This is a genomic window from Streptomyces liangshanensis (genome assembly GCF_011694815.1).
In the GTDB taxonomy this organism is placed as follows: domain Bacteria; phylum Actinomycetota; class Actinomycetes; order Streptomycetales; family Streptomycetaceae; genus Streptomyces; species Streptomyces liangshanensis.
This window is the reverse complement of the sequence record NZ_CP050177.1, coordinates 3460124-3485494: the sequence shown is the minus strand read 5'-3', so window position 1 is coordinate 3485494 and position 25371 is coordinate 3460124. Positions and strand designations below refer to the sequence as shown.

The following is a 25371-nucleotide window of genomic DNA, read 5'->3' as shown; positions in this document are numbered from 1 at the left end:
GGGCAACCGGGCGGTAATCACCACGCCGGGGCCACCCGCTCCGCACCGGCCGCACGGACTGTCAGCGGCTGCGGATAGGCTGGGCGGATGACGCGAGCCGAGCAGCCAACGGTCGTGAGCCCCACCTCCGACTCCGACGCACTTGCCGCAGACTCACGAGAGCGCGCCGTCCGATCACTGCTGCGCCTCCCACCGCTCCGGCGGCTGTGGGGCGCCCAGCTCATCGGCGGGGTGGGCGACGCGCTCGCCGTTCTCGTGCTTCTGCTCCTGTCGTTGCAAGCGGCGATCTCCGAGGGCTCGTTCGGTGCGGGATACCGGGGCGCGGCGTTCGCCGTCGCGGCGGTGTTCGGGGCACGGGTCGTGGCCACGGTGCTGTTCGGGGCGGTGCTCCTGGGACCGCTGACGGCGTTGGTGACTCCCCCTTCCGGCACCCGTTCTTCCGGCACACGTCCGAGGACGGGCGCCGGTGCGGGCGAGGCCGGCGGGACCGGCGCCTCGGCCGTCGCGGCCGACGGCAGCCCCCTGCCGCGTAACGCCTCTGCCCCCGCTTCCGCTTCCGGCAAGCGTGCCAAGCCGCGCAAGCAGCCGCGGGAGGGCGGGCCGCTCGACCGCCGCTGGACGATGATCGGCGCGGACGTCGTACGCCTCGCGCTCCTGATCATCGCGCCGCTGTGGATCGACTGGACCCCGGACCGCGCCCTGCCCATCCTGCTCGGCACGGTCTTCGTGGCCGGCGTCGCCGAGCGCTTCTGGACGATCGCCAAGGAGAGCGCGGCTCCCGCCCTGCTCCCGGCGCCTCCGTTGGAGGGCGCGGCGGTCCGCCCGCTGCCCGACCATCTCGACGCCCTGCACCGGCTCTCGCTGCGCACGGCGTTCCTCGCCGTGCCCGCGGCGGCGGCCGTGCTGCTCGTGGCCACACTGATCGGCAATCTGCTCGGCACGGGCATCGACTGGTTCTCGCTGCATCAGGCGGCCCTCGGGTCGTACGTGGCGGCGGGACTCTTCGCCGCCTCCGTGTCGACGCTCTACTTCATCGAGCTGCCCGACGGGCGGACGCCCCGGCCGCGCTCGCCGCTGGAAGGGCTGCGACGGCCCTCGGCCTCCACGTCCGCCGGTTCCCGCTCCAGTGCGGGCAAGGGGCGTACGGGCGGAGTGCCGCTGTTCGTCCTCGCCTGCTCCGCCGTGGCCGGCGCGGTGTCGGCCGCCGTGGCCGTGTCCGTCCTGCACGCGAAGGACCTCGGCGGCGGCCCCGTCGCGTTCGCGCTGCTCGTCCTCCTCCTGACCGGAGGCACCGGGCTCGGCATCCGGCGCGCGGCCAAGGTGCTGCCCTCCCTGTCCCGCCGCCGCCTGCTGCCGCTGGCGATCGCGCTGACCGGGATCTCGCTGCTCGCCATGGGGCTCGTCCCGGACACGGCGACCGTCCTGTTCCTCGCGCTGTTCACCGGCTTCGCCGCCGGTGTCGCGGCGAACACCGGGCACACGCTCATCGATCTGGAGACCGAGGAATCACTCCGTACGCGCGTGACGGAACATCTCCACGCGGTCGTACGGGTCTTCGTGGCGGCCGGCGTGGTCGTCGCGCCCCTGCTCGCCGCCGCCATCGGCCCGCACCGCCTCGCCAACGAGGACTTCGTCTTCGCGCACGGCGGCGCGGCCTTCACGCTCATGCTGGTCGGCGCGCTGCTGCTGCCCGTCGCGGCCGTGGTGCTCGCCAAGACCGACGACCGCGCGGGTGTGCCGCTGCGCAGGGACCTGCGGGACGCGGTGCGCGGCGGCGCCGATCCGGCGCAGGCCCCGGCCGCGTCCGGCTTCTTCCTCGCGGTGGAGGGCGGTGACGGCGCCGGCAAGTCCACGCAGGTGGAGGCGCTGGCGGAGTGGATCCGCGGCAAGGGACACGAGGTGGTCGTCACGCGCGAGCCCGGCGCGACGCCGGTCGGCAAGCGGCTGCGGTCCATCCTGCTCGACGTGTCGAGCGCCGGGTTGTCGAACCGCGCGGAGGCGCTGCTGTACGCGGCCGACCGCGCCGAGCACGTCGACTCGGTGGTCCGTCCCGCCCTGGAGCGGGGTGCGATTGTCATCTCGGACCGGTACATCGACTCGTCCGTGGCGTACCAGGGCGCGGGCCGTGACCTCTCGCCCACGGAGATCGCGCGGATCTCGCGCTGGGCGACGGACGGTCTCGTACCGCACCTGACGGTGCTGCTCGACGTCTCCCCGGAGACGGCGCGTGAGCGGTTCACGGAGGCGCCGGACCGGCTGGAGTCGGAGCCCGCGGAGTTCCACGAGCGGGTACGGTCCGGCTTCCTGACCCTCGCGGCGGCCGACCCCGCCCGGTACCTCGTCGTGGACGCGGGCCAGGAGCCGGCGGCCGTCACCACGGTCGTACGGCACCGGCTCGACCAGATGCTGCCGCTGTCCGAGGCCGAGGTGAAAGCCCGGGAGGACGCGCGGAAGGCCGCCATCGAGGAGGCTCGCCGCCGGGCCGAGGAAGAGGCGGCGCGCAAGGCGGAGGAAGAGCGGCTGGAGCGCGAGCGCCAGGCGCAGCTGGCCAAGCTCCGGGCCGAGGAGGAGGAGCGCAAGCGCCGCGAGCTGGAGGAGGCGCGGCAGCGCGAGGCCGAACGGCAGGCGGAGGAGGCCAGGCAGCGCGCCGAGGACGAACGCCGGCTGGCCGAGGAGGAGCGCAGGCGCCGGGAGGCCGAGCAGCAGGCGCACGAGGCGGAGCAGGCGCGTCTCAGGAGGCAGGCCGAGGACGAGGCCCGGCTGCGTGCCGAGGCGGAGGAACGGCGCCGGGAGAAGCAGCGCAAGGCGGAGGAGGCGCTGCTCAGGGCCGAGGAGGCGCGGCGGCTCGCGGAGGAGTCCGCGGCGGCGGCCGCGGCGGCTTCGGCCAAGGCGGCGGAGGAAGAGGCGGCGGCCGGACGGGCCGCCGCGGAGCAGGCGGCTGCCGAGAGGGCCGCCGTGGAGCGCGCCGCTGCGGAGCAGGCCGCGGCCGAGAGGGCTGCCGCCGAGCGGGCTGTGGCGGAACGGGCCGCTGCCGAGCGGGCTGTCGCGGAGCGCGCCGCGGCCGAGGAGGCGGCCAGGCAGGCCGCTGAGCGGGAGGCCGCGGCTGCTCGGGAGGCCGCTGAGGCGGCGGCTCGGGCTGCGGCGGACGCGGAGCGGCCCGTACCGCCGGCGTATCCGCCGCACGAGACGACGGTGCCGACGCCGGTGGTGCCGAGCGGGAAGTTCCTGAAGAAGCCGGACCTGACGAAACCGGAGTTGAAGAAGCCGGAGTCGGGGGAGTCGGATTCGCAGGGGCCCGAGTCGACGGGGCCCGACTCGAAGGGGCCGGAGGCGAAGGGACCGCAGTTCGCTCCGGACGAGGTGACGCGGGAGGTGCCGGCGGTACGTCCGGAGGGCGAGCGGCCGGGACGGGACTCCGACGCCGAGGAGACGGCGGTCATCCCGCAGGTCCAGGAGCCGGCCGCGGACGAGACCCGGGTGATCCCGCGGATCCAGGATCCGGCGGCCGACGACACGGCGGTGATCCCGCAGGTACGGGACGCGCGTGTCGAGCGTCCTAAGGATGCGGAGGGTTCGGCGGACGCGGCGGACTCGGGCAGTGCGCAGGAGGCGCCGGGTTCGCACGGCTCACAGGACGAGCCGGGTTCGTCGGACGCGCGGGATCCGCGGCAGTCGTGGGCCCCGCCGGCCCCGCCAGCCGCCCCCCAGCCGCGTGGCGTGCGGGACGCCAGGGACGCGCGCGAGGTGCGCGCCACCGACGAGACCGCCGTACTGCCGCCGGTACGGCCCGTACAGGACACCGTTCCCGCGGACCGGGTGCCGCCGGGCTTCTTCCGTGAGGAGACGCCGGATCCGGCGGCGGTCGACGGCCCCAACGAGCGCACGCGTGAGCTGCCGCAGCTGTATCCGGACGCCGGACAGGGCCCGGAGCCCGGGTACGCGCAGGCGCCGGAGGCGGAGCGTCCGCGCCGTCGCTCGGACTGGGCGGAGGAGACCCCCTTGGACGACCTCCCGACCCTGGCCGACGAACTGCTCGGCCCGCACGACGACGACCGCGACGAGAACGGCGGACGGCGGCGGCGCCGCTAGGACCCGTCCGCTGGTCTGCCCGGCGGGCAGGACCTGAGTACGGCTGAACGGCCTCGGGGCCCGGGCTTTCGCGCCCGGGCCCCGAGGCCGTTCCCGCGCCGGTCGGGCCCCGGTCAGCCCGTGGGGTTCCTGGTGAGGGGCGGGACTGTCAGACCCGGGCCCCACAATGGATTCCGTACGGCGCGAAACACTCCGTACAACGCAGACGGCAGACGGCACGGCACGGAGGTGATGGCGGCACATGACCGTATGGGACGACCTGGTCGGGCAGGACCGCGTCCAGGCGACGCTGGCGGCGGCCGCGCGGGACGCGGACGCGCGCGTCACGGCCGAGGCGGCGGGCCTCGTACCCCCCGAGGCGTCGAGGATGACGCATGCCTGGCTCTTCACCGGCCCCCCCGGTTCCGGCCGCTCCACCGCCGCCCGCGCCTTCGCCGCCGCCCTCCAGTGCACCAGCCCGGACCGCGCGCTGGGCGGGGAGCCGGGCTGCGGGTTCTGCGACGGCTGCCATACGAGCCTGATCGGGACGCACGCGGATGTGGACGTCATCCGTACCGACCTGCTCTCCATCGGCGTGAAGGAGACCCGTGAGCTGGTCCGCCGCTCGCAGCTCTCCCCGGCCGGCGGGCGCTGGCAGGTCAACGTGCTGGAGGACGCCGACCGCCTCACCGAGGGCGCGGGCAACGTCCTGCTGAAGGCCGTGGAGGAGCCGGCGCAGCGCACCGTATGGCTGCTCTGCGCCCCCTCGCTGGAGGACGTCCTGCCCACGATCCGTTCGCGCTGCCGCCACCTCGTCCTGCGTACGCCGCCCGTGGAGGCGGTGGCGGACGTCCTGATCCGGCGCGACGGCATCGACCCCGAGGCCGCGCACGCCGCCGCGCGCGCGACCCAGGGGCACATCGGCCGGGCCCGCCGCCTGGCCACGGACGAGCGGGCCCGCGCCCGCCGCGCCACGGTCCTGAAGATGCCGCTGCGCGTCGACGACATCGGCGGCTGCCTGCGGGCGGCCCAGGAGCTGATCGACGCCGCGACGGAGGACGCCAAGCAGGTCGCCGAGGATGTCGACGTCAAGGAGACGGAGGACATGAAGGCGGCGCTCGGCGCGTCGGCGGGCGGCCGGATGCCGCGCGGTACGGCGGGTGTGATGAAGGAGCTGGCCGACCGCCAGAAGCGCCGTTCGACCCGTACGCAGCGCGACAGCCTCGACCTGGCGCTGACCGAGCTCACCGGCTTCTACCGCGACGTCCTGGCCCTCCAGTTGGGCTCCCGCGTCCAGCTCGCCAACGTGGACGTACGGGACGCGCTGGACCGGGTCGCCAGGGCCTCCACGCCGGAGCGGACGCTGCGGCGCATCGAGTCGATCAGCGCGTGCCGGCAGGCCCTGGACCGCAACGTGGCGCCGCTGCTGGCGGTCGAGGCGATGGCGGTGTCGCTGCGCGCGGGCTGACGGGGACGTGGTTTCGTCCCGCTTGGGGCCGTGATTCACCCGTACGAGCGTGGGTACCAGGAAGGCGTCACCCGGCGGCTAGGCTCGCGGAATGGACACGAGGCGCCTCTTCCGTATCTCCGCCACCGCCCTCGTGGCGGCCGGCCTGCTGCTCTCCGGCTGTAGTTCGGACTCGGCGTCCGGAGCGGGTACGGGGACGAGAACGGGAGCGGGCTCGACGGCGGAACAGGCCGCGCTGAAGAAGTTCTACGGGCAGAAGCTCGCGTGGCGTTCGTGCGGGGCGGCCGGCTTCGACTGCGCCACCATGAAGGCCCCGCTGGACTACGCGAAGCCGGACGGGACCGAGATCAGCCTGGCGGTTGCCCGGAAGAAGGCCACGGGCCCCGGCAAACGCCTCGGTTCCCTCCAGGTCAACCCGGGCGGCCCCGGCGGCTCGGCGATCGGCTACCTCCAGGCGTACGCGGGCATCGGTTACCCGGCCCCGGTCCGTGCGCGGTACGACATGGTGGCCGTCGACCCGCGCGGAGTGGCCGACAGCGAGCCCGTCGAATGCCTCACGGGCAAGGAGATGGACGCGTACACGCAGGTCGACCAGACCCCGGACGACCCGCGCGAGGAGACGCTGCTGACCACGTCGTTCAAGAAGTTCGCGGCGGGCTGCGAGAAGCGGTCGGCCAAGATCCTCCCGCACGTGTCCACGGTCGACGCGGCCCGCGACATGGACATCTTCCGCGCGGCGCTGGGCGACAAGAAGCTGACGTACGTGGGGGCCTCGTACGGGACCTTCCTCGGGGCGACGTACGCCGAGCTGTTCCCCGGGAACACCGGGCGACTCGTCCTCGACGGGGCGATGGACCCCTCGCTCCCGGCCCGCGAGCTGAACCGCGACCAGACCGCCGGCTTCGAGACGGCCTTCACGTCCTTCGCGGCCGACTGCGTGAAGCGGAAGGACTGCCCGCTCGGCACCAAGTCCGTCGCCGACGTCGGCGCGCGGATGAAGGCGTTCTTCACCGCCCTGGACGCCAAGCCCGTGGCCACCGGGGAGAGCCGCCGCCTGACCGAGTCGCTGGCGACGACGGGGGTGATCGCCGCGATGTACGACGAGTCCACCTGGCCGCAGCTGCGCGAGGCGCTCACGACGGCGATGGCGGGCGACGGCTCGGCGCTCCTCAGTCTCGCCGACTCGTACTACGAACGCGACGGAGACGGTACGTACGCGAACCTGATGTTCGCCAACTCCGCCGTCAACTGCCTGGACCTCCCGCCCGCCTTCAGCGGCCCCGCCGAGGTCACCGCGGCGCTGCCCTCCTTCGAGCAGGCCTCCCCGGTCTTCGGCGAGGGCCTCGCGTGGGCGTCCCTGAACTGCGCGTACTGGCCGACGAAGGCCACCGGCACGGCCCACCGCATCGAGGCGAAGGGCGCGGCCCCGATCGTCGTGGTCGGCACCACCCGCGACCCGGCGACCCCGTACAAGTGGGCGGTCTCCCTGGCCGACCAGCTCTCGTCGGCCACCCTGCTCACGTACGACGGCGACGGCCACACCGCCTACGGCCGGGGCAGCGACTGCATCGACACGGCGATCAACACGTACCTCCTGGAGGGCACACCCCCCAAACCCGCCACAAAGTGCTCCTGACCAGCGAAAAGGCCCCAGAACCCGGGAGGTCGGGAGCACCCCCGGAAACTGTGTAGACTTGGCCCCGCCGCTGACCGCAGTATGGTCCGGACGGCACGCCGCCTTAGCTCAGTTGGCCAGAGCAACGCACTCGTAATGCGTAGGTCTCGGGTTCGAATCCCGAAGGCGGCTCTGTGGAAGCCCCAGGACATCTCGCCATGACCTGGGGCTTTTGCTATTTCACCGGATCCTGCGACGCCGCGCGCGGGCCGCGCGCCGGTCCCCAGTCTCAGTCGGGGGCTCAGGGGCCAGTTTCGGGGCGGGGAGGAAGGTGTCTCCCATGCGTCGCATGGCGTCCTTCGAGAGATGCGATCGGCCCTTGACGTAGCGGCGCGTCTGACTGATCTGGGTGTGCCGGAGGATCTCCATGATCGTGGGCATGTCCACCCCCAGCTCGTTCAGGATCGTGCCCGCAGTGTGGCGGCTCCCGTCGTAGAGGCGACGGTCACCGATGCCTGCCTCTGCCAGGAGCTCCTTGAACTCCTCCCAGTCGTCGCGGGGGTCGATGGGGCGCCCGTCGGCCTGAGTGAACACGGCCTGGTGCTCCTGCCAGAGTTCGCTGGCCGCCTCACGCAATTCGTCCTGCTGTGCCTTGTGTGCGATCAGGTGGGGGATGAACGCCGGCGGGATCGGCACGGGGTTCGTGCTCTTCCTCGTTTTGGGGCGGGTGAAGGCCAAACTCCTCCCTTACGGTCGGGGCAGATGCTCGCGTGTTTGACGCACGTCGCCGTGCACGGCTTCGGGCATCCCCGCTTGTAGCCCCGGTGTGTGTGGCGCAGTCCGGCGGGCAGGGTTCGAAGCGGTTGCAGGCGCGTTCCACAGGCGTGCGCGTTGCCGCAGCCGTGCCGCCACGTGAGCCGCTGAAGCTGCCACCGGGGGTGGAACAGCTCGGCCTGTAGGTCGACGTACGGCCACCGCAGCCCCAGGGTCTCGCCCTGCCGGAACCCCATGCCCACGCCGACGATCCACCGCATGAAGGTGGGGCGCTTGGCAGCCGCTTTCAGGAAGGCTTTCGCCTCTTCCTGGGTGAACGGGTTGGTCTCGGCCTCCTCGATGCTAGGCGGTTCGACCAGCGTGGCGACGTTCTCGCCGATCATCCGCCAGCGGTGGGCAATCTTCAGGGCCCGCGACAGGATGCGGTGCACCTTGACCACGTGGGATGGCGCGTGTCCGGCATCGAGCATGGCTCGGTACATCTGCTCAAGGTACTCGGGGGCGAGCTTGTCGATGCGGTGCTTCCCGATGCCGGGGGTGCCTGTTGAGGTACGACGCCGTTGCCGATGATGCGGAGTTGTTCCTTGCGGGGGATGTCCGGGACGTCGGTGACCCAGCCGGTGGGCAGGCCCATGAGCCATTCGGCGAACGCCGGCGACAGGCGCCGGTTGCCGCGGGTGCCCGGCTCGGTCGTGCAGGGCGCCGGGCGTCCGGTGACGTGTTCTCAGCGGCGGATGGCGGGGCCGTAGGCGGTGCCGTCCAGGGCCACCCATGTCGGGTCGAGGCGGACGGCTTGGCCGGGCAGGTAGTAGGGGCCCGAGGTGTCGCGTTGGTTGGATCCGCCGTGCGGCCCGTCGGAGGCTTTCGGGGTGGGCAGGAGGTTCACGACGACCTCGTTGAGCGGCCGGCTGTTGCGGCCGATCAGGTTCGAGGCGCCGGACTTCCAGTCCCGCGCTGCCGGTGTGCAGGAACGTCAGTTCCGCGGAGGTGATGCGGGAAGTCGTGTGACCGCGGTCCGCAGGTTCAGGCCCCCGCGCCGTTTGGGGGAGGTGCCGGGGCCGCCAGTGCCGTCCGAGGTGGTCGTGGTCGGCATCAGCGGGATGGGCAACTGCGAACCACCGGTCCTGCGGGTGCGGGGTGCCGATTCCGAGGTCACCAGCTCGTAGACATGTCCACCGCGCGTCATACCCGAGCGCGGCCAGGTCCCCGGCGACGACGTCCAGCCGCCGCGAGCGGAGCGCCGCCACGTTTTCCAGGAAGACGTAGCGGGGTCGAACGACGCCCACAGCCTGAGCAACGTTAGCGCTGGATCAAGTCGACCGTGTCGACCTCGAACCGGTCTCTGAACACTGTCCGCGCCATCGTGCGCTGCGGCCGGTCACGGAGGCCGGCGTTGGGGAGTTGGGCCACCGCCGGCGCCTTGCCGAGAGTCCCCGGCGCGTAGCGGACGTACCAACGAGCTGGCCTGAGCGACGAGCGCACCAAATAGGACATCACGCCGATCACCGTAGCTGGGTCGAGCATGCGGGTATGTGGAAGCCGGGGGGAAACGGCCTGGCCATGTGCTCTGCCATCATCTGCGCAAGCGCGTCGAGCTTCTCATCGAGCATGGGGAGATCCTGCCAGGCAACCCGGCGAACCTTTGCGGCCACAGCACTAGGCAGGAGTCGCCGCGCTGTTCCGCTCACGGCTTCGGTCCTCAGCAACCCACCACGCGAGATCCTCCGTATGGCAACCTACGTCCATGCAAGAACACTGGGATCTTTCGGGACGTGATGTCGTACCAGACCTACGTGCCACGGCACGTCCGGCTGATGTAGGTGCAGCCGCCCTTCACGCAATGCTGACTTCATCGGGAACACGTTGGGCACCGCCTTACGACGAAGTGCGCAAAAATCTGCAGATCAGAAGCAAGCAGGTTGCGCCCGAGCTACAAGATCAAGCAGATCAACGCTTTAGAACATACATGGCATTGTTCCGAGGAATCGGCCTGCTATATGAAGAAAGCGGCGTGCTGGAGTCTACGGACATTGGCAAAACTCTACTTGCCATCCTCAATGAACAATATCAGCGCATCGATGACTTCAGCCAGCAGATCTATGGCACCTACCGCGCTCAGCTCGCCCAGATGGTGGCCCCTAGCCTCGCTAGGTACCAACTCGCAAATCCACTCACACGAGACCCTTATCCGCCGGGAACTAACATCAGGCCCCTGTTGGCGATCTGGCGCACGATGAGGAAACTGGACAACAAACTACATTGGGAGGAAATGGGGCGGTGCCTCACCACGTGCTTGAAGGAATCAGAAATCGATTCGGCAATCGAACGGATTGCAAATGCTCGCACGCAGGCTGGCTACGATCCGAATGACCCTGCCATCATGGATCAGGTCCTCGGCCCTCGTCGCCCCGACAAGGGAGCCAACCAGTCCGACAGGCTAGACACATGGTTTTCTCGCGCAGCCTTCAAAAATCTTTTGCTTGAATATCGCGATCGACCGGATGGCTACCGCTACCTGAACCCAGAATTTATTCCTCTCATCGACGAAACGATTGAGGCCTCCTCTGAGCCGCGACTGTTTGAAGACCGAGGGGAGTACGTGCGTTGGCTAGGAGAAGCTCCAGAGAAACCGACACTCATTCTTGCCCACTCCGACAATAAGTTCCGAAACCTCATCGTCGAGAAGTGTCGCCGCTATGGCGATCGTCAAATCGTGGCGCTCGTCGGACCAGCTGGGACAGGAAAAACAAGAGTGGCGCAGGAAGTGGCCATGGCCTTGTCGGAAGGGGACCTCACGCGCATTTTGACCGTGCAATTCCATGCCGCATTCACCTACGAGGAATTCGTGGGCGGACTCGCTCCCAGCAATGGCGGTGGTTTTGAGCCGTCACCCGGGGCTCTTGTGCAGATAAACGAGGCAGCTCTGGCGTCTCCAGATAAGACGCACGTTCTCATCGTCGACGAGTTGAGCAGAGCCGATGTCGCCAATGTCCTAGGCGAACTCCTCACATACATCGAGTATAGAAACCGCCCATTCCTAGTCCCTGGACTGAATCAACGGGTATCCATTGCTCCGAACCTCGTGATCATTGCAACCATGAATCCTTCCGATCGAAGCGTTATCAACATGGACGACGCATTGGTAAGAAGGCTGAGGCAGATCGAAATTCCACCCAGTCGCGATGCTCTCGAAGCAATCTTGACCGAGTCGGGAATGGAAAATGACCTTCGAAGCCAAGTGGTTCGGTGGTTCGACGGTCTGCCAGCAGATGCCCCCTTCGGGCACGGTCTATTCGTTGGCATGCGCGATGAACATGACCTGCACGACCTCTGGAACGAATCGCTACGATACTTCCTCCGCCGGGGCGGTATCACAACATACCCCAATCCGGAACAGATCGAGAATGGTTATGTCTGGAGAAGTCCCACTTATAGCGCGACATCCGAGGAATAGATGTGAGAGCCACCACATACGGACGCGTTCAACTCACGCATGAAGAGGTTGGATTTTCCCTCGAAGAGCTGTCTCAGCTTTCATGGGTTCAAGGCAAAGTGGCCTCTGTGCGGCCAAATCGTTTCGGCTACGACCTCGAAATCGGCCCCTATGCTGGCACTCTCGTCGTCCACGAAAACCTCATTATTACTATCGAGGAGATGATTCCTGGAACTGTTGATGCGTGTCTCAGTTTGTCCTCCAGCGGCCGACGGCAAGCCTCACAAGCGGCACAATCCGGTTCAATTCTGCCTCCGCTCGCGTCAGTTGCGCGAGCATTCTCCGACATGATCGAGAGGGAGTTGGCGTTGGGGCCGCAAAAGCAGTACACAGCCACCTCCGCCTACAGTAATCGTGTCAGAGGAAAAATCCACGTCGGCGAAACGGTTCGCAATTTGTGGAGTCGCGGACGACACGACTTGCTGGCAATACGATATCGCAATCTAACCGAAGATACAGAGATAAATAGGTATCTTTTGTCCGCATGCCTCCGGGCCGAACATCTGCTGAATAAATACGATGAGGAAAGAGCGGCCGTACAGCGATGCATCCAAATGCTTTCGGGAGCGAAGATGCTTGTCGAACCAACACTTACGTCACCTTCTCCTAACATCAGCGCAAGCCTGAAAGAGACCTTGGAAGTAGCCAAGACCCTGATCCGCGGCGTGCCATTCAACTTCCGAAATGCGGGTAATTCGCCGTTCAGCGCCTGGGTGAACATCGACCGAATCTTCGAGGAAGCTGTGCGCACCATCTGTCGGAATACGACACCCACCAACTGCACCGTGACGGATGGGAAATCGCAGAAAATTTCTTTGTTTCACGCAATAGAGGGAGAGCCACTACCTGTAGCCAAAAGAGCTGATCCGGACATCGTGATCCGGAGCGCGACTAGGATCGGACTACTCGATGCCAAGTATAGGAAGTCAGGAGAAAAGGTCACCGAAGACGCTATATATCAACTGATCTCTCACGCTGGAGCCTGCGCGGCCGACGCTGCTGCACTGGTGGCACCGGCTCTACATGGCCCGCCAGGCATCCGCAGACTAGGTCGCATCAGCACGGGGTGTTCTGTGGACGTCATCGCAGTCGATCCCACGCGAGCGGATGTGATGAGCGACCTGATCGGTCAGTGGACCGCGAGGCTGGCGCAGTGATTTAGCTCACGTCGGGATGATCGGTGAGGCATGCTGTGTTATCAACACGCCGTCATGTCCCCATGGCTGTGCCGGCTCACCCTCGAGGTCCGATGGTCTCAGAGGGTGCGCCAGAGACCGCGCTGTCAGTCCGAGCTCTTAGGATCTATCCCATGGACAAGGGTGAACCCGGTTGGGCATACGCCGACCTCTTCAGTGGTTGCGGCGGCATGTCGGCCGGCCTGGCAGCAACAGGCCAGTTTGAGGCGGTCTACGCCGCAGACAACGACCGTTGGGCCAACGCTACTTACGCTGCCAACATCGGCCACACGCCGGACGATATGGACCTGCTGACGCTGCAGGACCCTGCCGCTCGGCGTTCGTGGGCAGCGCAGATCCGCGAATCAGTCGGTTCTCGGTCGTTCCTGCTCTCTGGCGGGCCGCCGTGCCAGGGCTTCTCGTCACACGTCAAAACACGTGGCGACCGCAAAGGGCGGAACCAACTTTTCAGCGTGTTCGGTGATTTGGCGGCCACACTCAAACCAGATGTCGTTATGGTCGAGAACGTCGCTGACCTCGTGTCGGCTCGATCATGGGATTTGTTCGACGAATTTCGTTCGAAGCTGGAGAAAGCGGGCTACCGCGTTCGGGCGCGGATTATGAACATGGCTCAGCTTGGTGTTCCACAAGAACGCTTCCGGACCGTAGTGCTGGCATCTTTGCATCAAATGCCAACGTTTCCCTCGATTCGAAACACGCCAGAAACGTTTGCCACCGTCAAGGAATGGATTGGTCAGCTACCCCATATTTCCAGCGGTGAGGCGAATCCTGACGACCCGATGCATGTCACATCGCGGCACCGGCCATCCACGATCGAGATTCTGAAGCAGGTCCCTCAGGACGGCGGATCGCGTCCCCCTGGGGTCGGTCCGGAGTGCTTGGACCGCACGCGTGGGTCCCACGGTGGGTATACGGATGTGTACGGACGTCTCCCTTGGTCTGGCCCGGCGCCGACAATCACTGCTCGATGCCGAACGCCTAGTTGCGGGCGATTTGCCCACCCTGAGCAAAATCGTGGGTTGACTGCAAGGGAAGCCGGACTCCTGCAGACGTTCCCGGCCACTTGGCAGTTCAAGGGGCCTTTCGACGACCGTTACAAGCAAATCGGAAATGCGGTGCCTCCGCTGGCTGCTCAGGCTTTCGGTGAACATATCGCAGCAGGTATGCCACCCGTGGAATCCGAGGTAGGCCTCTTCGAGGTGGCTGACAAGCCAGTTGGTAGCAGCTTCTCGGTGCTGATCCCGGGTATCCGCCGGCGCGGAGGGTTGCTGACTCCGTGACGCTTACTGCAATCGATGCATTTTCTGGCGCGGGTGGGCTCAGCCTAGGGCTTACCCGTGCCGGGTATTCAGTGCGCCTGGCTTTCGATAACAGCCAGATTGCCGTAGACACGCATCGTAAAAATCTGTCATGCCGTGCGGAAATGCTTGACGCCGCCACTACCAGCGGGAGTGAGCTTCTCGACCTTGCTGGGCTAAAGCGCGGCCAAGTCGATTTGCTCGCTGGAGGACCTCCGTGCCAGGGCTTCTCCCTTCAGCGCAGAGGAGAGCGAGATGACCCAAGAAATCTCCTCGTCCTTCGGTATCTCGACTGGCTCGAAGAGGTGCGGCCTCGTGCATTCCTTATGGAAAATGTCGCCGCCATCCAAAGTGTGCGCGGGAAGCATATTTTGAGGGCCGTGGAAGAGGCCGCACAGGATCTAGGATTTCAGGTTCATGCAACAATTCTCGACGCTTCTCAATATGGCGTTCCCCAGAAACGTCGGAGAGCATTCCTAGTAGGACTTCCGGCCGGCACGCATTTCTCTTGGCCTGCGGCGATTACCCCGTCCCCGCGCACTGTGGGGGATGCCATTCGAGACCTTCCGTCGCCACCCGCAGACGGGTCGAGTCATCCATCTCTAGCGAACCACTACAGGGAAGCTAGGCTGAGCGACCTCAACATCGAACGGATCAAGCACGTCCCACCTGGGGGAGGCCGAGAGTATCTTCCAAAGCACCTCCAGCTCGCATGCCACCAGGGGAACCATCGCCACCTAGACACGTACGGACGCCTGTCGTGGAATGAGCCAGCGGTGACGATCACGGCACGGTTCGACAGTTTCACTCGCGGCAAATTCGGTCATCCGGAAGAGCATCGGACTATCACTCTTCGCGAAGGGGCGCGCCTTCAGTCATTTCCAGATAATTTTGTCTTCCTTGGAAATCGTGAAGAAGGTGCAAGGCTGATCGGCAATGCGGTGCCCCCCCTGCTCGCACAAGCGATTGGGCAGAGCATCAAGTCAGCCCTGTCCGGAAGTCAGACACCTGGCGACTCCGAACCGGTGCAGATGTCCTTGTGGGGTGCAGGCGTTGCCGCTGTTTAAGCATGTTTTGAACTCTGAAGCGTCAGCACAACCCGTGGACTACGCGGACAGAGGGAGCTATTGCTTGAATGCGTGATGTCGGGCCGTTCGCCTTACTGGGGCTGAGTCGGGTCGGTAGCTGTGGGGTGTGAGATACGTGCAGGGCGGCGGTTTGACCGATGCCAAGAGGGCTGCAAGAGAGCGGATCCGGCTGGATGCGGTCGGTCGTTTTGAGAGTGGCGCAAAGAGCCGGGAGACCGCGGCCGGGCTGCGGGTGAGCGAGCGGTCGGTGGAGCGCTGGCGCCGTCAGTGGCGGGATTCTGGCGAGGAGGGTGTCCGGTCGAAGGGCATCCGCAGCTTTCGGCGGAACAAATTCCGAAGCTGGAGCGGGAGTTGAAGCGTAGTCCGCTCGCCCATGGCTGGGCTGACCAGCGGGGGACACTGGCCGGGGTGAAGACTCTGATCGGACGGTTGTTCCATGTCAGCTACACGGTGGAGGGGACATGGCGGCTGCTGAAGCGCCATGGCTGGTCGTGGCAGCAGCTGGCCCGCCGGGCGGCCTCCTGCCCTTCGAGTGGACGGGAGCTGTACGGATGGGGCCAGTCTTAGGTTCAGTCTCGGTTGCTGCCTAATCCGGCGCAGTACGGGCTGGTCCGTGGACGTCCGGCGCGTGGCGTGACCTGCAACGCGAGCTGATTTGCGGACCGCTGTGGACCACACCGGAACAAGATCGGACAGCTCGTAATGCGTAGGTCTCGGGTTCGAATCCCGAAGGCGGCTCTGTAGAAGCCCCAGGACATCTCGCCATGACCTGGGGCTTTTGCTATTCCCGCGCCCTGTGCGGCCGGGGTGCCGGCTCGGCGGTCGGAGAGAGCGGTGCCGGCCCGCTCGTACTCTTCATCGCTACTCCTGTTCGGCGTAGAGCGGAGCCGGGTCCAGGAAGATTCGCCAATCGGAGACCAGTCCCTTGTCGTTCACGGTGAGGACGGCGGCGCAGGGCAGGTCGACCTTCCTGCCGTCGTGGCGCTCGTAGACCATCGCCAGTTCCAGGATGGTGTCGGGGCCGGCGATCCACTCGTGGACGACGCCGTGGTGGAACGTCTTGACCACGCTGCGCAACTGGTCCACCAGGCCGCGGAGCGCGGTCGTTCCCGTGACCGGGGCCAGATTTCCGAAGATGACGGTGCAGTTCTCGTCGAACGGCTTCATGAAGGCCTCGACATCGCCGGCGTCGAGGTTTCCGAAGACCCTTTGTGTGAGGTCGCTGACCTTGCCGGCCGGTTGCTTGGCTGCGTCAGGCATGCGGGGCTCCTCGTCCGAAGGATGCGCCGGATCGCGATCGGGGAGAGCGGCTCTGCCGTGCGGATCTCCGCATTCGTGTCGTTCGCGTCGCGTTGTCCGGGCCTGTCAACGGCAACAAACAGCCTGCCACGGTAGTGCCGGTCCCGCCTCCGGGGCAGGGAGAGCCGCACGAGCGGCGGGACCGTATCACCCGGATACGGGGGCGGGAGGGGAGACCGGTGCGGGTCCGGTCGTACGGTCAGAGGGCGGCGATGACCTCGGGCGACGTCATGGGCAGGGAGAACATGGGGTAGTCGTAGGTGAGGGCGTTGTCGTGTTCTTCCTGGGAGGTGGCGGCGACGCAGTCGGGCAGGGTGATGACGCGGTAGCCGTGTTCGTAGCCGGTGCGCATCGTCGACTCGACGCAGCAGTTGGTGAGGAAGCCGCCGAGGATGATCGTCTCGATGCCCTTGTTGCGCAGGATGAAGTCGAGGTTGGTGCTGGCGAAGGTGTCGAGGCCGCGTTTGCCCTCGATCACGATGTCGCCGTCGGCCGGGGTGAGTTCGTCCACGATCGCGGCGCCCCAGGAGCCCTTCACGAAGGCCGAGCCGTCCACGACTCCCTTGAGGATCCCGTACGGGTGCCGGGACAACTCGCCGTAGCCGGGGGCGAATGTGATGGGCGCGTGCATGACGGTGACTCCCGCGGCGCGCGCGGCCGCGGCCAGGGCCACGGTGTTCGCGAGCATCCCGGTCTTCTCCATCACCCCGGCGACGGCACCGTTGAGCACCCCGCCCTGGCTGGTGAAGTCGTTCTGGAACTCGATCAGGACGAGCGCGGTCTTCGCGGGATCGAGGCGGAAGGTCTCGGACATGACGGCTCCTCGGTGAGCTGGGACATATCAGCGGCAGGAACAGCCTGCCCGACCGGGGACCGCCGGACACGCCCCTAGGCGCGGCGGCCCCAGGTGGAGATCAAGGGGGCTGTGGCCAGGTCGAGGGTGCCGGTGGCGACGTGGGTCAGGTGGTGGTCGATCTCCTCGTCCGTGGCCAGGCCCTCGGCCACCAGGCGGGGGCGGATCTGGCGTACCGTCGCGTCCTCCAGGACGGCGCACGCGGGTGACGTGATCGGGAAGTACGCGTCCGCCCCGACCTCCGTCAGGCCCGCCTCGCGGAGTACGCGGGGCAGCGTCCTGCCGTACGCGAGGTCCGCGCCGCGCGCGGCCATCAGGGTGCGGAAGCCGGAGCGCAGCCGGTTGGCGAGGCGCTGTTCGGGGCCCGACTCGTCGGGGCACAGCAGCGGTTGCAGCAGGGGATCGGCGTCCTCCAGCAGCAGCCAGCCGCCCGGGCGCAGCGCGCCCACCATGCGGCGCAGGGCCTCGGCGCGGTCGGTGACGTGCACCAGGACCAGCCGGGCGTGCACGAAGTCGAAGACGCCGGGCGGCGGCGGGTCGGCCGCCACGTCGTGGGCCAGCACCTCGATCGCGCCCCCGGCGACGTCCCGGGTCCAGGACGTGTCGATGTCGGTGGCGATCACCGTACCCGTGGGTGTGACGCGCTCGGCCAGCCCGAGGGGTACGGAGGGGCCGCCCGCGCCCACCTCCCAGCAGCGCATGCCGGGGCCGAGCCCGAGCCGGTCGAGGTGGCGGAACGTCACGGGGTCGAACAGCTCGGCGAGCGCGCCGAAGCGGACGCCCGCCTCCGCCTGCTGGTTGTTCAGCAGGTAGCCGCGGTCGCCAGGGTCCGTGTAGGGCTCATCCATGTGGTGAGTTTGGCAGAGAGGGGGAGAGGGAGGGCGGCGCGTGGTGTCGTGCTGGGCACGAGTTGGTTGCGGTGTTGGATCTTCCGGCGGAATCGCGCCCGATCCGCGCCAGCATGACGACGCATGGGCAGAGACCGCTATGTCGACTTCATCCGCGCGTGGGCGATCGTCCTGGTGGTGCTGGGGCATTGGCTGATCACCGGTCTGGTGCGCGGGCCCGGCGAGGAGATCGGGGCGCCGGAGCTGCTGGCGGTCGTGCCCTGGACCCAGTGGCTGACGCTCGGCTTCCAGATCATGCCGCTGTTCTTCCTCGCCGGCGGCCACGCGGCGGGCGGCTCCTGGTCGCGGGCCAGGGCGGCGGGGGGTACGGCGGCCGGGTGGGTCGGCGGGCGGGCGGCGCGGCTGCTGCTTCCGGCGGCCGTCTACAGCGGGGCGGTCCTGCTCGCCGTCGGGATCTGCGCGGCCGTCGGCGTGGACCCGGACACGCTCGCGCTGGTGGGGTGGGCGATGGCGATGCAGTTCTGGTTCCTGCCGGTGTACCTGCTGCTCAGCGCCCTGACCCCGCCCCTGCACGCGGCCCACCGGCGCTGGGGGGTCCGCGTCCCGGTGGTGATGGGCGGTGCGGCCGTGCTGCTCGATGGGGCGCTGGTGGCGGGGCACGACCCGTACCTCGGACCCCTGGGACACCTCGGGGCGCTCACCTACGTGTTGGTGTGGGGGGTGGCGTACCAGCTGGGATTCTGCTGGCACGACGGGCTGTTGCCCCGGGACGGGCGCGTGTCCGTGCCCCTCCTGATGGCCGCGGGCGGGGGAGTCGCCTTCGTGGCGCTGATCACGGTCGGGCCGTTCCCGGTCAGCCTGATCCGGGTGACCGGCCAGACTCCCAGCAACACCGACCCCCCGTCGGCCGCGATGCTGGCGTGGGTGGTGGCCCAGGTCGGCCTGTGCCTGCTCGTCGCGCCGGCGGTACGGCGGTTCCTCGCCCGCGAACGGGTCCGGCGCGCCGTCCGCCGGGTCGGCGGCGCGAGCATGACGCTCTACCTGTGGCACATGCTGCCCGTGCTGGTGGTCGCCGCCGCCCTCTACCTGCCCGGCATCGCGCCCGACCCCGCGTTCGGCTCCGGGGCCTGGTGGGCGCTGCGCGTGCCGTGGCTGCTGCTGCTCGGCGCGATCCTCGTCGGACTGCTGCTGGTAATGCGGCCGTTGGAGCGGTGGCAGGCGCTGCTGTACGACCGTACGCGGCCACGCCCCGGCCTGCGCCGCGCCTGGCCCCTGTGGCTCGGCCTGGCCACCGTCGTCGCCGCGCTGGCCCACTTCGCCACGCGCGGCTTCGCCCCGGACGGCCACTTCCCGGTGGTGGCCGCCCTGGGCCTCGCCGTGGGTACGGCGCTGGTGACGACCACCCGCCTGACATCCGGCGGCCGGGCCGTGAGGCCGTCAGGCCGCCAGCGGGTCGTCCAGTGAGTCCGGGCCGGGACCGGGGTCCGGGTCCGCGCTCTTGGGCTGCGGGGTCCAGCGGATCTGCGTGCTGCACAGCGAGACGATGACCGCCGAGGCCGCCACCGCCGCCATGCCCCAGACCAGGCCGCTCCCGTTGGCGATGAAGCCGATCACCGGGGGACCCCCCAGGAGCCCCACCGTGCCCATCGTCGCCACCAGGGTCAGCGCGTCCGACCCCTGCGCCGCCGCCGCCACGTACACGCAGGGCGTCACCGCCGCGATGCCGAGGCCGACGCAGGCGAAGCCGATCAGGGCCGGGACCACCCCGCCGGCGAGCAGGGCGAGGGCCAGGCCCACGCCGGCCAGCGCGCTGCCGGTACGGACGATGCGCGCGTCGCCCCAGCGGCTGCGCCAGCCGTCGGCGAAGAGGCGGGCGAGGACCATCATCCCGGAGACGACGGCGATGCCGAGGGGCGCGAGCTGCGCCGAGGCCTTGGCGACGTCCCTGAGGTAGATCGCCGACCAGTCATTCATGGCGCCCTCGGTGACCGTGCCGAACGCCATCGCGGCGCCCATCCACAGCGTCATCGCGGCCGGGAGGGTCCACCGGGCGCGGCTCTTCTTCTCCGAAGCCCCTGAGGTCCCCGCTGCCCCCGACGTCTCCGAGGCCGCCTCGGTCTTCTCCTCCGCCGCCGGCTGCTCCTGCGCCAGCAGGCCCGGTCGCGCGTACGCGGTCAGCAGCAGGAGCAGGACGGCCGCCACCGCGAAGTGGACGAGCACGGTGGACGTCACGGTGTTCAGGCCCGACGCCAGGAGCGCGGCGCACAGCGAACCGCCGCTGAACGTCGCGTGCAGCTTGGACATGGCGTTGCGCTCGTACTTCACTTCGAGCGCCGCGCCCTGCGCGTTCATGGCGACGTTCAGGCACGCCACGAGCGCGCCGTCGACCGCCATGATCAGCAGCGCCACGGGGTAGTTCGGCGCCTCCGCCAGGACGAGGAGCAGGAGCGCCAGTCCGACGGCCGAGACGAGGGAGAGGCGGCGGGAGCCCAGCCGCCGCATCAGGTAGGCCACCAGCGGGAACGACGCCGCCGCGCCGACGCCGGTCGCCATCAGCAGCAGGCCGACCTCGGCCGCGCTGAGGTCGAGATGGGACTTGATCGCGGGGAGCCGCGAGGCCCAGGTGGCGTACTGGAACCCCAGCGAGCTGAACAGTGCGGCGATCGCCAACTGCGCCCGGAGGAAGGGATCGTCGTGGAGACGGGACATGGTGGGATCAGCTCACTTCGTCTTGCCCTGGTACGGGTGGTACATCCGGTACGGCCGGCGCGTCCGGCACATCGGGTACGGCTCTGGACATGTAGACCGCGCCCGGGCCGTACCCCTCCTCGGGCGCGACCCCCTCGTGGGGTGCGAAGCCGTTCGCCCCCCAGAAGGTGTCGCTCCCGTTGACGGCGATCAGGGAGATCCGCTCGTACCCCTCCGACCGCGCCGTGGCGAGGAGATGGCGCAGCAGGGTCCTGGCGAGACCCCGGCCGCGAAGCCGCTCGTCGATCACCAGATCGTGCAGGTGCAGATTCCGGTCACCCCGGTGGGGTGACGCTGCGGTGGTCGGCTCCTCCGCGCGGGTCAGGTCCGGATACCCGTGCTCCGGGTACGGGAGCGCCAGCACGTACCCGGCCAACGCGTGACCCACCGCGCCCTGTTCGGCGTCGAGGGCGAAGCAGGTGGCCGGCGACGCGCGCACCCGGGACTCCAGGGCATCCCGCTCCTCGGACAGCCCGAGGGCGGTGTACGCGCCCGCTTCGAGCGCGACGATGCCGTCCCAGTCCCCCGGGGAGATCGGCCGGATGCGCACGTCGTGGCTCATCTACTCCCAGCCCTCCCCGCCGACCGAGGCGCCGACCGAGCCGCCCGCCGAGTCCCGCCGACCGAGTCCCGCCGTGCCCCCGTCGTCCCGGAAGCACGTGTAGGGCAGCGGGCTGAAGCCGTTGAAGCCCTGCGTCATGTAACTGATGGCGTACGCCCCGCTGGACAGCACCCAGACCGGATCGCCCGAGGTGACCGTCCGGGGGACCGCCACCAACCCGTGCTCACGGGAGTACGCGTCGTCGCTGTCGCAGGTCGGTCCCGCGACGACGGCCGGTACGAGTTCGGCGCCCTGGTGCGTCGGGAAGCTGAGCCGGTACTGCAACTCGTCCATCTCGTACAGGCCGTTGAACTTCCCGCAGCTCAGGTACAGCCAGTGCTCCCGCGCACCGTCCGGCGTCCCCCGCGTGGACAGCCGGGAGACGTGCGCCCGGATGGCCCCGTGGTCGGCGACGAGGTACCGGCCCGGCTCCACGAGGAAGCCCAGGTCGTGCCCCGGCACCCCCCGGCACCGCCGGACGCCCTCGCGGATGACGGCGAAGATCTTGTCGAGCGGCGGATCGAGCCGCTCCCCGCGCTTGTTGAGGTAGCCGAGCGCCGGCAGGCCGCCGCCCAGGTTGACGTGATCGAGGGAGATGCCGCGCTCGTGCAGGACTTCGAGCACGTCGGCCAGCTTGTCGAAGGCGCTGCGCCAGGCCTCCGCGGTCATCTGCTGCGAACCGACGTGCACGGACAGCCCGGACGGGGTCAGGCCCGTCTCGCGGGCCCTTTCCAGTACGCGTACGGCGTCCGCGGCCGAGCAGCCGAATTTGTTGGTCAGACCCCACAGAGCGCCCTGCCCGTCGGTGGCCAGGCGGCAGAACACCCGTGCCCCGGGGGCGTGTTCCGCGATCGCCATGACGTCTTCCAGGCTGTCGGTCGCGAAGTCCCGGATTCCGAGCCGGTGGGCGTCCACGATGTTCCGGTCGGACTTGACGGTGTTGCCGTAATGAATGCGATCGACGGGCACACCCGAACGGATCGCCTGCGCGATCTCGTTCGGATTCGCCGCGTCGACTCCGGCTCCCCTTTCAGCGAGGCAGGAGATCACCTCGTCCACCGGACAGGCTTTCATCGCGAAGCGGACGGCGACGTCGGGGAGTTCTTGGATGAGTACGTCGTAACTCGCCTCGATCCCGGCGAGATCGAAGAAGATCCGGTCATCGGTGGCGGCGGCCAGGGCGGTGAGCATGGATGTGTTCTCGTGCGTCATCGACAGTTTCAGCCAGACTGCCGTTCGAGCCGGTAAAGGCTCGTGGCTCGGCTCGCGTGCATCATCGGCCCCCATGCCTCGATCAACAGCGCGAAATCATTGATGTCCTGCCGGGCCTCGTCCAGGAATCGCTCGCGATGCGCGAGAAGGACGTCGGCGAACTCGGCGTACCTGCCGCCCAGTTTCCGGTAGGACCGGTCAAGGGTGTCCAGTCGTGCCACGTTCTCCGTCCGGTCGAGCCCGGCGCTTTCCCTGACGAATTCGAGAATCTCGGGGACCCGTACCCGGTGCTGGTCGTCCAGCAGATTCCCGCCGGCCGCCGTCATCCTGTCGTAGACGAAATTGAAGTAGAGCATCGACAGGAAGAACTTCGCGAACCTCGTCTGGTACGCGACGAATCCGGCGTCCGTGCGCCTCTCACCCGTGTAGTAGTTCACGATGTGGCGGTTGTGCAGCACACCCGGCAGCGTCGCATCGTGGACCAGGTGCAGGAGGAAGTAGTCGCTGCCGATGGTGTCCCTCGCGGGGGGCAGCGGCACCGATTCATGCACCTGGTGGAAGGCGATGTTGCACATGTCGACGTGCATGGGGTCCACGACGGTGAGCGTCGCGTGGTCCCGGGTGAAGGCCTCGGAGCCGGCGCCGCGGAAGGACTCCTCGGCGAGGTCCCTCTTCTCCTCCGCCGACCACTCGCCGGGGGCCCACAGGCTGACCACGTCGTAGTAGACGTCGCGGTCGAGCCGGTACATCTCGTCGATGTCGACGGACATCTCGCCCACGAACGAACTGCCCACCATGGTCACGGGCTTGTCCGCGTGCCGGGGATCGAGCGTGGTCTCGTCCACGCCGCCGGCCGCGTCGGCCGCGCGCTTTCCGAGCGACATGAGTTCGTGGTGGAGGGGAAAGACGGGCACCCCGTCGACGGCCTGATAACGGCTGTCCGAATCCCTGCGGTGCACGGATTCGCAGCCGAGTGCGGCGGCGATGAGGAACGCGCGATTGGTGCACGCACCATACGAAAGGCCGTCCGGCAGCATCAGGTCGAGCAGCAGATCCGGCTTGGTCGCGCCGGCCCGCTCGATGACCCGCCGGAGAAACTCCCGCTGTTCGGCCTCGTCGAGATGATGGGTGATCACATGCGGTACGGAGGGCGTCCCGCGTACGACCCGCGCGTGCTCGGCGAACGTGTCGGCGTCGGACGAGTCGAGGATCAGCAGGTGGACCTCGACGCCGAACTGTCCCGCCCCGTAGGCCGCTTCTTCGGCGATGGCCGAAATCGTGTCGCCGCAGGCTCTGTTGGTCGGAAGGGTCAGGCAGATTCTGCGCACGCGGTGTCCCCGGTCGACAGTTCGCGGTCCTGCTTGCCCCAGGATTCGAGACCCAGCAGTTTGGCACCCAGGTCGGTCAGCTCGGCGGCCCCGTACCGGAGCGATTCGTGCTTCGTGGCGTCGCCGACCAGCGTCTTGTTCCACTCCGGGGTACGGAGGTGGCGCCACGACTCGACGCGCGAACGCCGCAGTTCCCGGTGCGATTCCAGGGCGGGCATCATGGTGAGGTACTGGACCGCCCTGACACCGTTGTCGGAGGTGTTGGGGGCCACTCCGTGCGCCAGCAGGCCGTTCCAGATCAGCAGGTCGCCGGCCTCCAACTCGGGCCGGATCACGGGGAATTCCGTACGGTCGACCTGCGGCCTGATCGGGTCCCGGTCGGCCGGCTGGGCCACCCGCCAGGGGTCGAACCGCCGGAACAGCTCGGGGTTGCACTGGAAGCCGCCGTGGTCCGGCCGCGTGTCGTCGAGCGCGATGATCCCCTGCACCCGCTGCGGCAGCACCCCGAGCGTGGTGTCGACGTCCCAGTGGAGGTCGATGTCGAAGCCCCGCTCCGTGGGCGCGATGTGCGCGCGGTCGCGGTTCTTGACGTTGGGCGGGTTGAGGTTGAGCCGGTCCAGGCTCACCCAGAGCTCTTCGCAGTCCCACACGTCGGCGAACGCGTCGTACACGCGCTGCGTCTGGCGGTTGTCCCAGATGAGCTGGTGGTGGTACGCCTCGACGAAGCCGTAGATGTGCAGTTCGCGTTCGAGGTCGGAGCGGAACTCCTTCTCCTCGTACCACGTGTCGGGCCGTTCCGGATCAAGGCCCTGGAACTCCCAGGCGAAATCGAGGAGTTGTTTCGCGGAAACGGCCGGGATCGCTTCCTTCACCACGATGTAGCCGTACGTCTGCCAGAAGGCGAAGTCCTCCTCCGACAGCACGCGGAGCTTCTGTGTCTTCCGGAGATCCCGCAACTGCGTCTGCGCGAGATAGGTTTCGCCGTCCGAACTGAAATACGGGACGTCCGAAGGCGCTCGATAGAGATAGTTGTCGGGCTCCGACATAGGGTCGCTCCAATGATCGAAATTGCTTGAGCGGATCGCTCCCGGGCCGTTCACGCGGCGGGGCATAGCGTCAGTCAGCAGTCGCTGTCCGTGCGGGAGTTGATACACACAGCGGTCAGCGCCGACGTACCGTCCCCCCAGAGACGGTTCGCCCCGCCAGCCCCTTGCGCCCCCTCGTGTCCCTTGGCGAACTCGCGCATCACAAATTGGACTAGACCAGCGGCTCCGTGTCAACCGCATGAATGGGCAATGATTCCCGCCGCGGTAAGAAGGTGAGCGGATTCCGGTTTGGCGGTCACGGATAGTGCCGAAGAGGTTACGAGAATCGCCTCGTTATTCGGTGGTCACGGCTGGTGTCGGTGGGGTGACGAGAACGGCGGTACGGGCGGCGTAACGTCGGCGCCCGGGGCCGAGGGGGTGTCTTGACACTGCCGAT

General features: G+C 68.1%; 18 protein-coding genes, 1 tRNA gene and 3 pseudogenes. 10 read left to right on the top strand and 12 right to left on the bottom strand.

Going from position 1 to position 25371, the window contains the following annotated elements; translation table 11 throughout:
• The first annotated feature begins 87 nt into the window (after positions 1–87).
• The 4 genes from tmk (at position 88) to HA039_RS15005 (ending at position 7343) form a co-directional block, all read left to right on the top strand.
• Positions 88–4089: a dTMP kinase gene (tmk, locus tag HA039_RS15020; protein ID WP_243869445.1), complete on the top strand. Its 4002-nt coding sequence runs from the start codon at positions 88–90 to the stop codon at positions 4087–4089.
• A gap of 241 nt (positions 4090–4330) precedes the next feature.
• The gene (locus HA039_RS15015; RefSeq protein ID WP_167029393.1) at positions 4331–5536 is read left to right on the top strand and encodes a DNA polymerase III subunit delta'; all 1206 of its coding nucleotides are present in this window, start codon (positions 4331–4333) and stop codon (positions 5534–5536) included.
• Between the two features lie 91 nt (positions 5537–5627).
• Positions 5628–7172 carry an alpha/beta hydrolase gene (locus HA039_RS15010; RefSeq protein ID WP_167029390.1) on the top strand — a complete coding sequence of 515 codons (1545 nt, stop codon included), beginning with the start codon at positions 5628–5630 and terminating at the stop codon, positions 7170–7172.
• Between the two features lie 97 nt (positions 7173–7269).
• Positions 7270–7343: transfer RNA gene (locus tag HA039_RS15005), tRNA-Thr, on the top strand.
• A 48-nt stretch (positions 7344–7391) separates the two neighbouring features.
• On the opposite strand, the pseudogene HA039_RS34605 reads toward HA039_RS15005, so the two are convergent.
• The 4 genes and pseudogenes from HA039_RS34605 to HA039_RS14990 form a co-directional block, all read right to left on the bottom strand.
• Positions 7392–8461 (bottom strand): annotated as a pseudogene (locus HA039_RS34605) (tyrosine-type recombinase/integrase); the annotation flags it as partial.
• Positions 8462–8649: 188 nt separating this feature from the next.
• Positions 8650–8811, bottom strand: a complete 162-nt coding sequence (locus tag HA039_RS33980) for a hypothetical protein (protein WP_243870298.1) — start codon at positions 8809–8811, stop codon at positions 8650–8652.
• 214 nt (positions 8812–9025) lie between these two features.
• Positions 9026–9172: pseudogene (locus tag HA039_RS33975) on the bottom strand (DNA cytosine methyltransferase); the annotation flags it as partial.
• Positions 9173–9224: 52 nt separating this feature from the next.
• Positions 9225–9449: a hypothetical protein gene (locus HA039_RS14990; RefSeq protein ID WP_167029387.1), complete on the bottom strand. Its 225-nt coding sequence runs from the start codon at positions 9447–9449 to the stop codon at positions 9225–9227.
• A 316-nt stretch (positions 9450–9765) separates the two neighbouring features.
• On the opposite strand from HA039_RS14990, the gene HA039_RS14985 reads away from it, so the two are divergent.
• From HA039_RS14985 to HA039_RS34600, 5 genes and pseudogenes are all read left to right on the top strand, one after another.
• Positions 9766–11379: an McrB family protein gene (locus HA039_RS14985; protein ID WP_167029384.1), complete on the top strand. Its 1614-nt coding sequence runs from the start codon at positions 9766–9768 to the stop codon at positions 11377–11379.
• A gap of 2 nt (positions 11380–11381) precedes the next feature.
• Positions 11382–12575 carry a 5-methylcytosine restriction system specificity protein McrC gene (locus HA039_RS14980; RefSeq protein ID WP_167029381.1) on the top strand — a complete coding sequence of 398 codons (1194 nt, stop codon included), beginning with the start codon at positions 11382–11384 and terminating at the stop codon, positions 12573–12575.
• A 152-nt stretch (positions 12576–12727) separates the two neighbouring features.
• On the top strand, positions 12728–13894 hold the full coding sequence (locus HA039_RS14975; protein ID WP_167029378.1) for a DNA cytosine methyltransferase: 1167 nt from the start codon (positions 12728–12730) through the stop codon (positions 13892–13894).
• Positions 13891–14979 carry a DNA cytosine methyltransferase gene (locus HA039_RS14970; protein ID WP_167029375.1) on the top strand — a complete coding sequence of 363 codons (1089 nt, stop codon included), beginning with the start codon at positions 13891–13893 and terminating at the stop codon, positions 14977–14979. Before HA039_RS14975 ends, HA039_RS14970 begins: the two co-directional genes overlap by 4 nt.
• 127 nt (positions 14980–15106) lie before the next feature.
• Positions 15107–15516: pseudogene (locus HA039_RS34600) on the top strand (winged helix-turn-helix domain-containing protein); the annotation flags it as partial.
• A gap of 345 nt (positions 15517–15861) precedes the next feature.
• Here HA039_RS34600 and HA039_RS14960 read toward each other — a convergent pair.
• The 3 genes from HA039_RS14960 to HA039_RS14950 form a co-directional block, all read right to left on the bottom strand.
• A complete protein-coding gene (locus HA039_RS14960) occupies positions 15862–16260 on the bottom strand; it encodes a nuclear transport factor 2 family protein (protein WP_167029372.1) in 399 nt (132 codons plus the stop codon).
• Between the two features lie 238 nt (positions 16261–16498).
• Positions 16499–17113 carry a cysteine hydrolase family protein gene (locus tag HA039_RS14955; RefSeq protein ID WP_167029369.1) on the bottom strand — a complete coding sequence of 205 codons (615 nt, stop codon included), beginning with the start codon at positions 17111–17113 and terminating at the stop codon, positions 16499–16501.
• A gap of 74 nt (positions 17114–17187) precedes the next feature.
• A complete protein-coding gene (locus tag HA039_RS14950; protein ID WP_167029366.1) occupies positions 17188–18000 on the bottom strand; it encodes a class I SAM-dependent methyltransferase in 813 nt (270 codons plus the stop codon).
• Between the two features lie 123 nt (positions 18001–18123).
• Here HA039_RS14950 and HA039_RS14945 point away from each other — a divergent pair, with 123 nt between their 5' ends.
• Positions 18124–19464, top strand: a complete 1341-nt coding sequence (locus HA039_RS14945; protein ID WP_167029363.1) for an acyltransferase family protein — start codon at positions 18124–18126, stop codon at positions 19462–19464.
• Here the strand turns inward: HA039_RS14945 and HA039_RS14940 are convergent.
• From HA039_RS14940 to HA039_RS14920, 5 genes are read right to left on the bottom strand one after another with little or no spacing between them, the layout of a single operon-like run.
• Positions 19438–20709: an MFS transporter gene (locus HA039_RS14940; protein ID WP_167029360.1), complete on the bottom strand. Its 1272-nt coding sequence runs from the start codon at positions 20707–20709 to the stop codon at positions 19438–19440. The two genes, HA039_RS14945 and HA039_RS14940, sit on opposite strands and share 27 nt — an antisense overlap.
• A 7-nt stretch (positions 20710–20716) precedes the next feature.
• Positions 20717–21310 (bottom strand): GNAT family N-acetyltransferase, encoded by a 594-nt coding sequence (locus tag HA039_RS14935; RefSeq protein ID WP_208298617.1) that lies wholly within the window; start codon positions 21308–21310, stop codon positions 20717–20719.
• Positions 21311–22561, bottom strand: a complete 1251-nt coding sequence (locus HA039_RS14930) for a type III PLP-dependent enzyme (protein WP_167029357.1) — start codon at positions 22559–22561, stop codon at positions 21311–21313.
• 8 nt (positions 22562–22569) lie between these two features.
• A complete protein-coding gene (locus HA039_RS14925; protein ID WP_167029354.1) occupies positions 22570–23889 on the bottom strand; it encodes a DUF6271 family protein in 1320 nt (439 codons plus the stop codon).
• Positions 23871–24935, bottom strand: coding sequence for a phytanoyl-CoA dioxygenase family protein (locus HA039_RS14920; protein WP_167029351.1), 1065 nt, complete (start codon positions 24933–24935; stop codon positions 23871–23873). The genes HA039_RS14925 and HA039_RS14920 overlap by 19 nt, the downstream gene beginning before the upstream one ends.
• Positions 24936–25371: the final 436 nt, after the last annotated feature.

What these genes read in the sequence shown, in the direction of transcription:
- tmk (WP_243869445.1), top strand. Translation starts at nt 88, where the DNA reads ATGACGCGAGCCGAGCAGCCAACGGTCGTGAGCCCCACCTCCGACTCC.
- HA039_RS14935 (WP_208298617.1), bottom strand. Translation starts at nt 21,310, where the DNA reads ATGAGCCACGACGTGCGCATCCGGCCGATCTCCCCGGGGGACTGGGAC.
- HA039_RS14975 (WP_167029378.1), top strand. Translation starts at nt 12,728, where the DNA reads ATGGACAAGGGTGAACCCGGTTGGGCATACGCCGACCTCTTCAGTGGT.
- HA039_RS14990 (WP_167029387.1), bottom strand. Translation starts at nt 9,449, where the DNA reads ATGCTCGACCCAGCTACGGTGATCGGCGTGATGTCCTATTTGGTGCGC.
- HA039_RS14945 (WP_167029363.1), top strand. Translation starts at nt 18,124, where the DNA reads ATGGGCAGAGACCGCTATGTCGACTTCATCCGCGCGTGGGCGATCGTC.
- HA039_RS14950 (WP_167029366.1), bottom strand. Translation starts at nt 18,000, where the DNA reads ATGGATGAGCCCTACACGGACCCTGGCGACCGCGGCTACCTGCTGAAC.
- HA039_RS14985 (WP_167029384.1), top strand. Translation starts at nt 9,766, where the DNA reads ATGCTGACTTCATCGGGAACACGTTGGGCACCGCCTTACGACGAAGTG.
- HA039_RS14930 (WP_167029357.1), bottom strand. Translation starts at nt 22,561, where the DNA reads ATGACGCACGAGAACACATCCATGCTCACCGCCCTGGCCGCCGCCACC.
- HA039_RS14920 (WP_167029351.1), bottom strand. Translation starts at nt 24,935, where the DNA reads ATGTCGGAGCCCGACAACTATCTCTATCGAGCGCCTTCGGACGTCCCG.
- HA039_RS14960 (WP_167029372.1), bottom strand. Translation starts at nt 16,260, where the DNA reads ATGCCTGACGCAGCCAAGCAACCGGCCGGCAAGGTCAGCGACCTCACA.
- HA039_RS14955 (WP_167029369.1), bottom strand. Translation starts at nt 17,113, where the DNA reads ATGTCCGAGACCTTCCGCCTCGATCCCGCGAAGACCGCGCTCGTCCTG.
- HA039_RS14940 (WP_167029360.1), bottom strand. Translation starts at nt 20,709, where the DNA reads ATGTCCCGTCTCCACGACGATCCCTTCCTCCGGGCGCAGTTGGCGATC.
- HA039_RS15010 (WP_167029390.1), top strand. Translation starts at nt 5,628, where the DNA reads ATGGACACGAGGCGCCTCTTCCGTATCTCCGCCACCGCCCTCGTGGCG.
- HA039_RS15015 (WP_167029393.1), top strand. Translation starts at nt 4,331, where the DNA reads ATGACCGTATGGGACGACCTGGTCGGGCAGGACCGCGTCCAGGCGACG.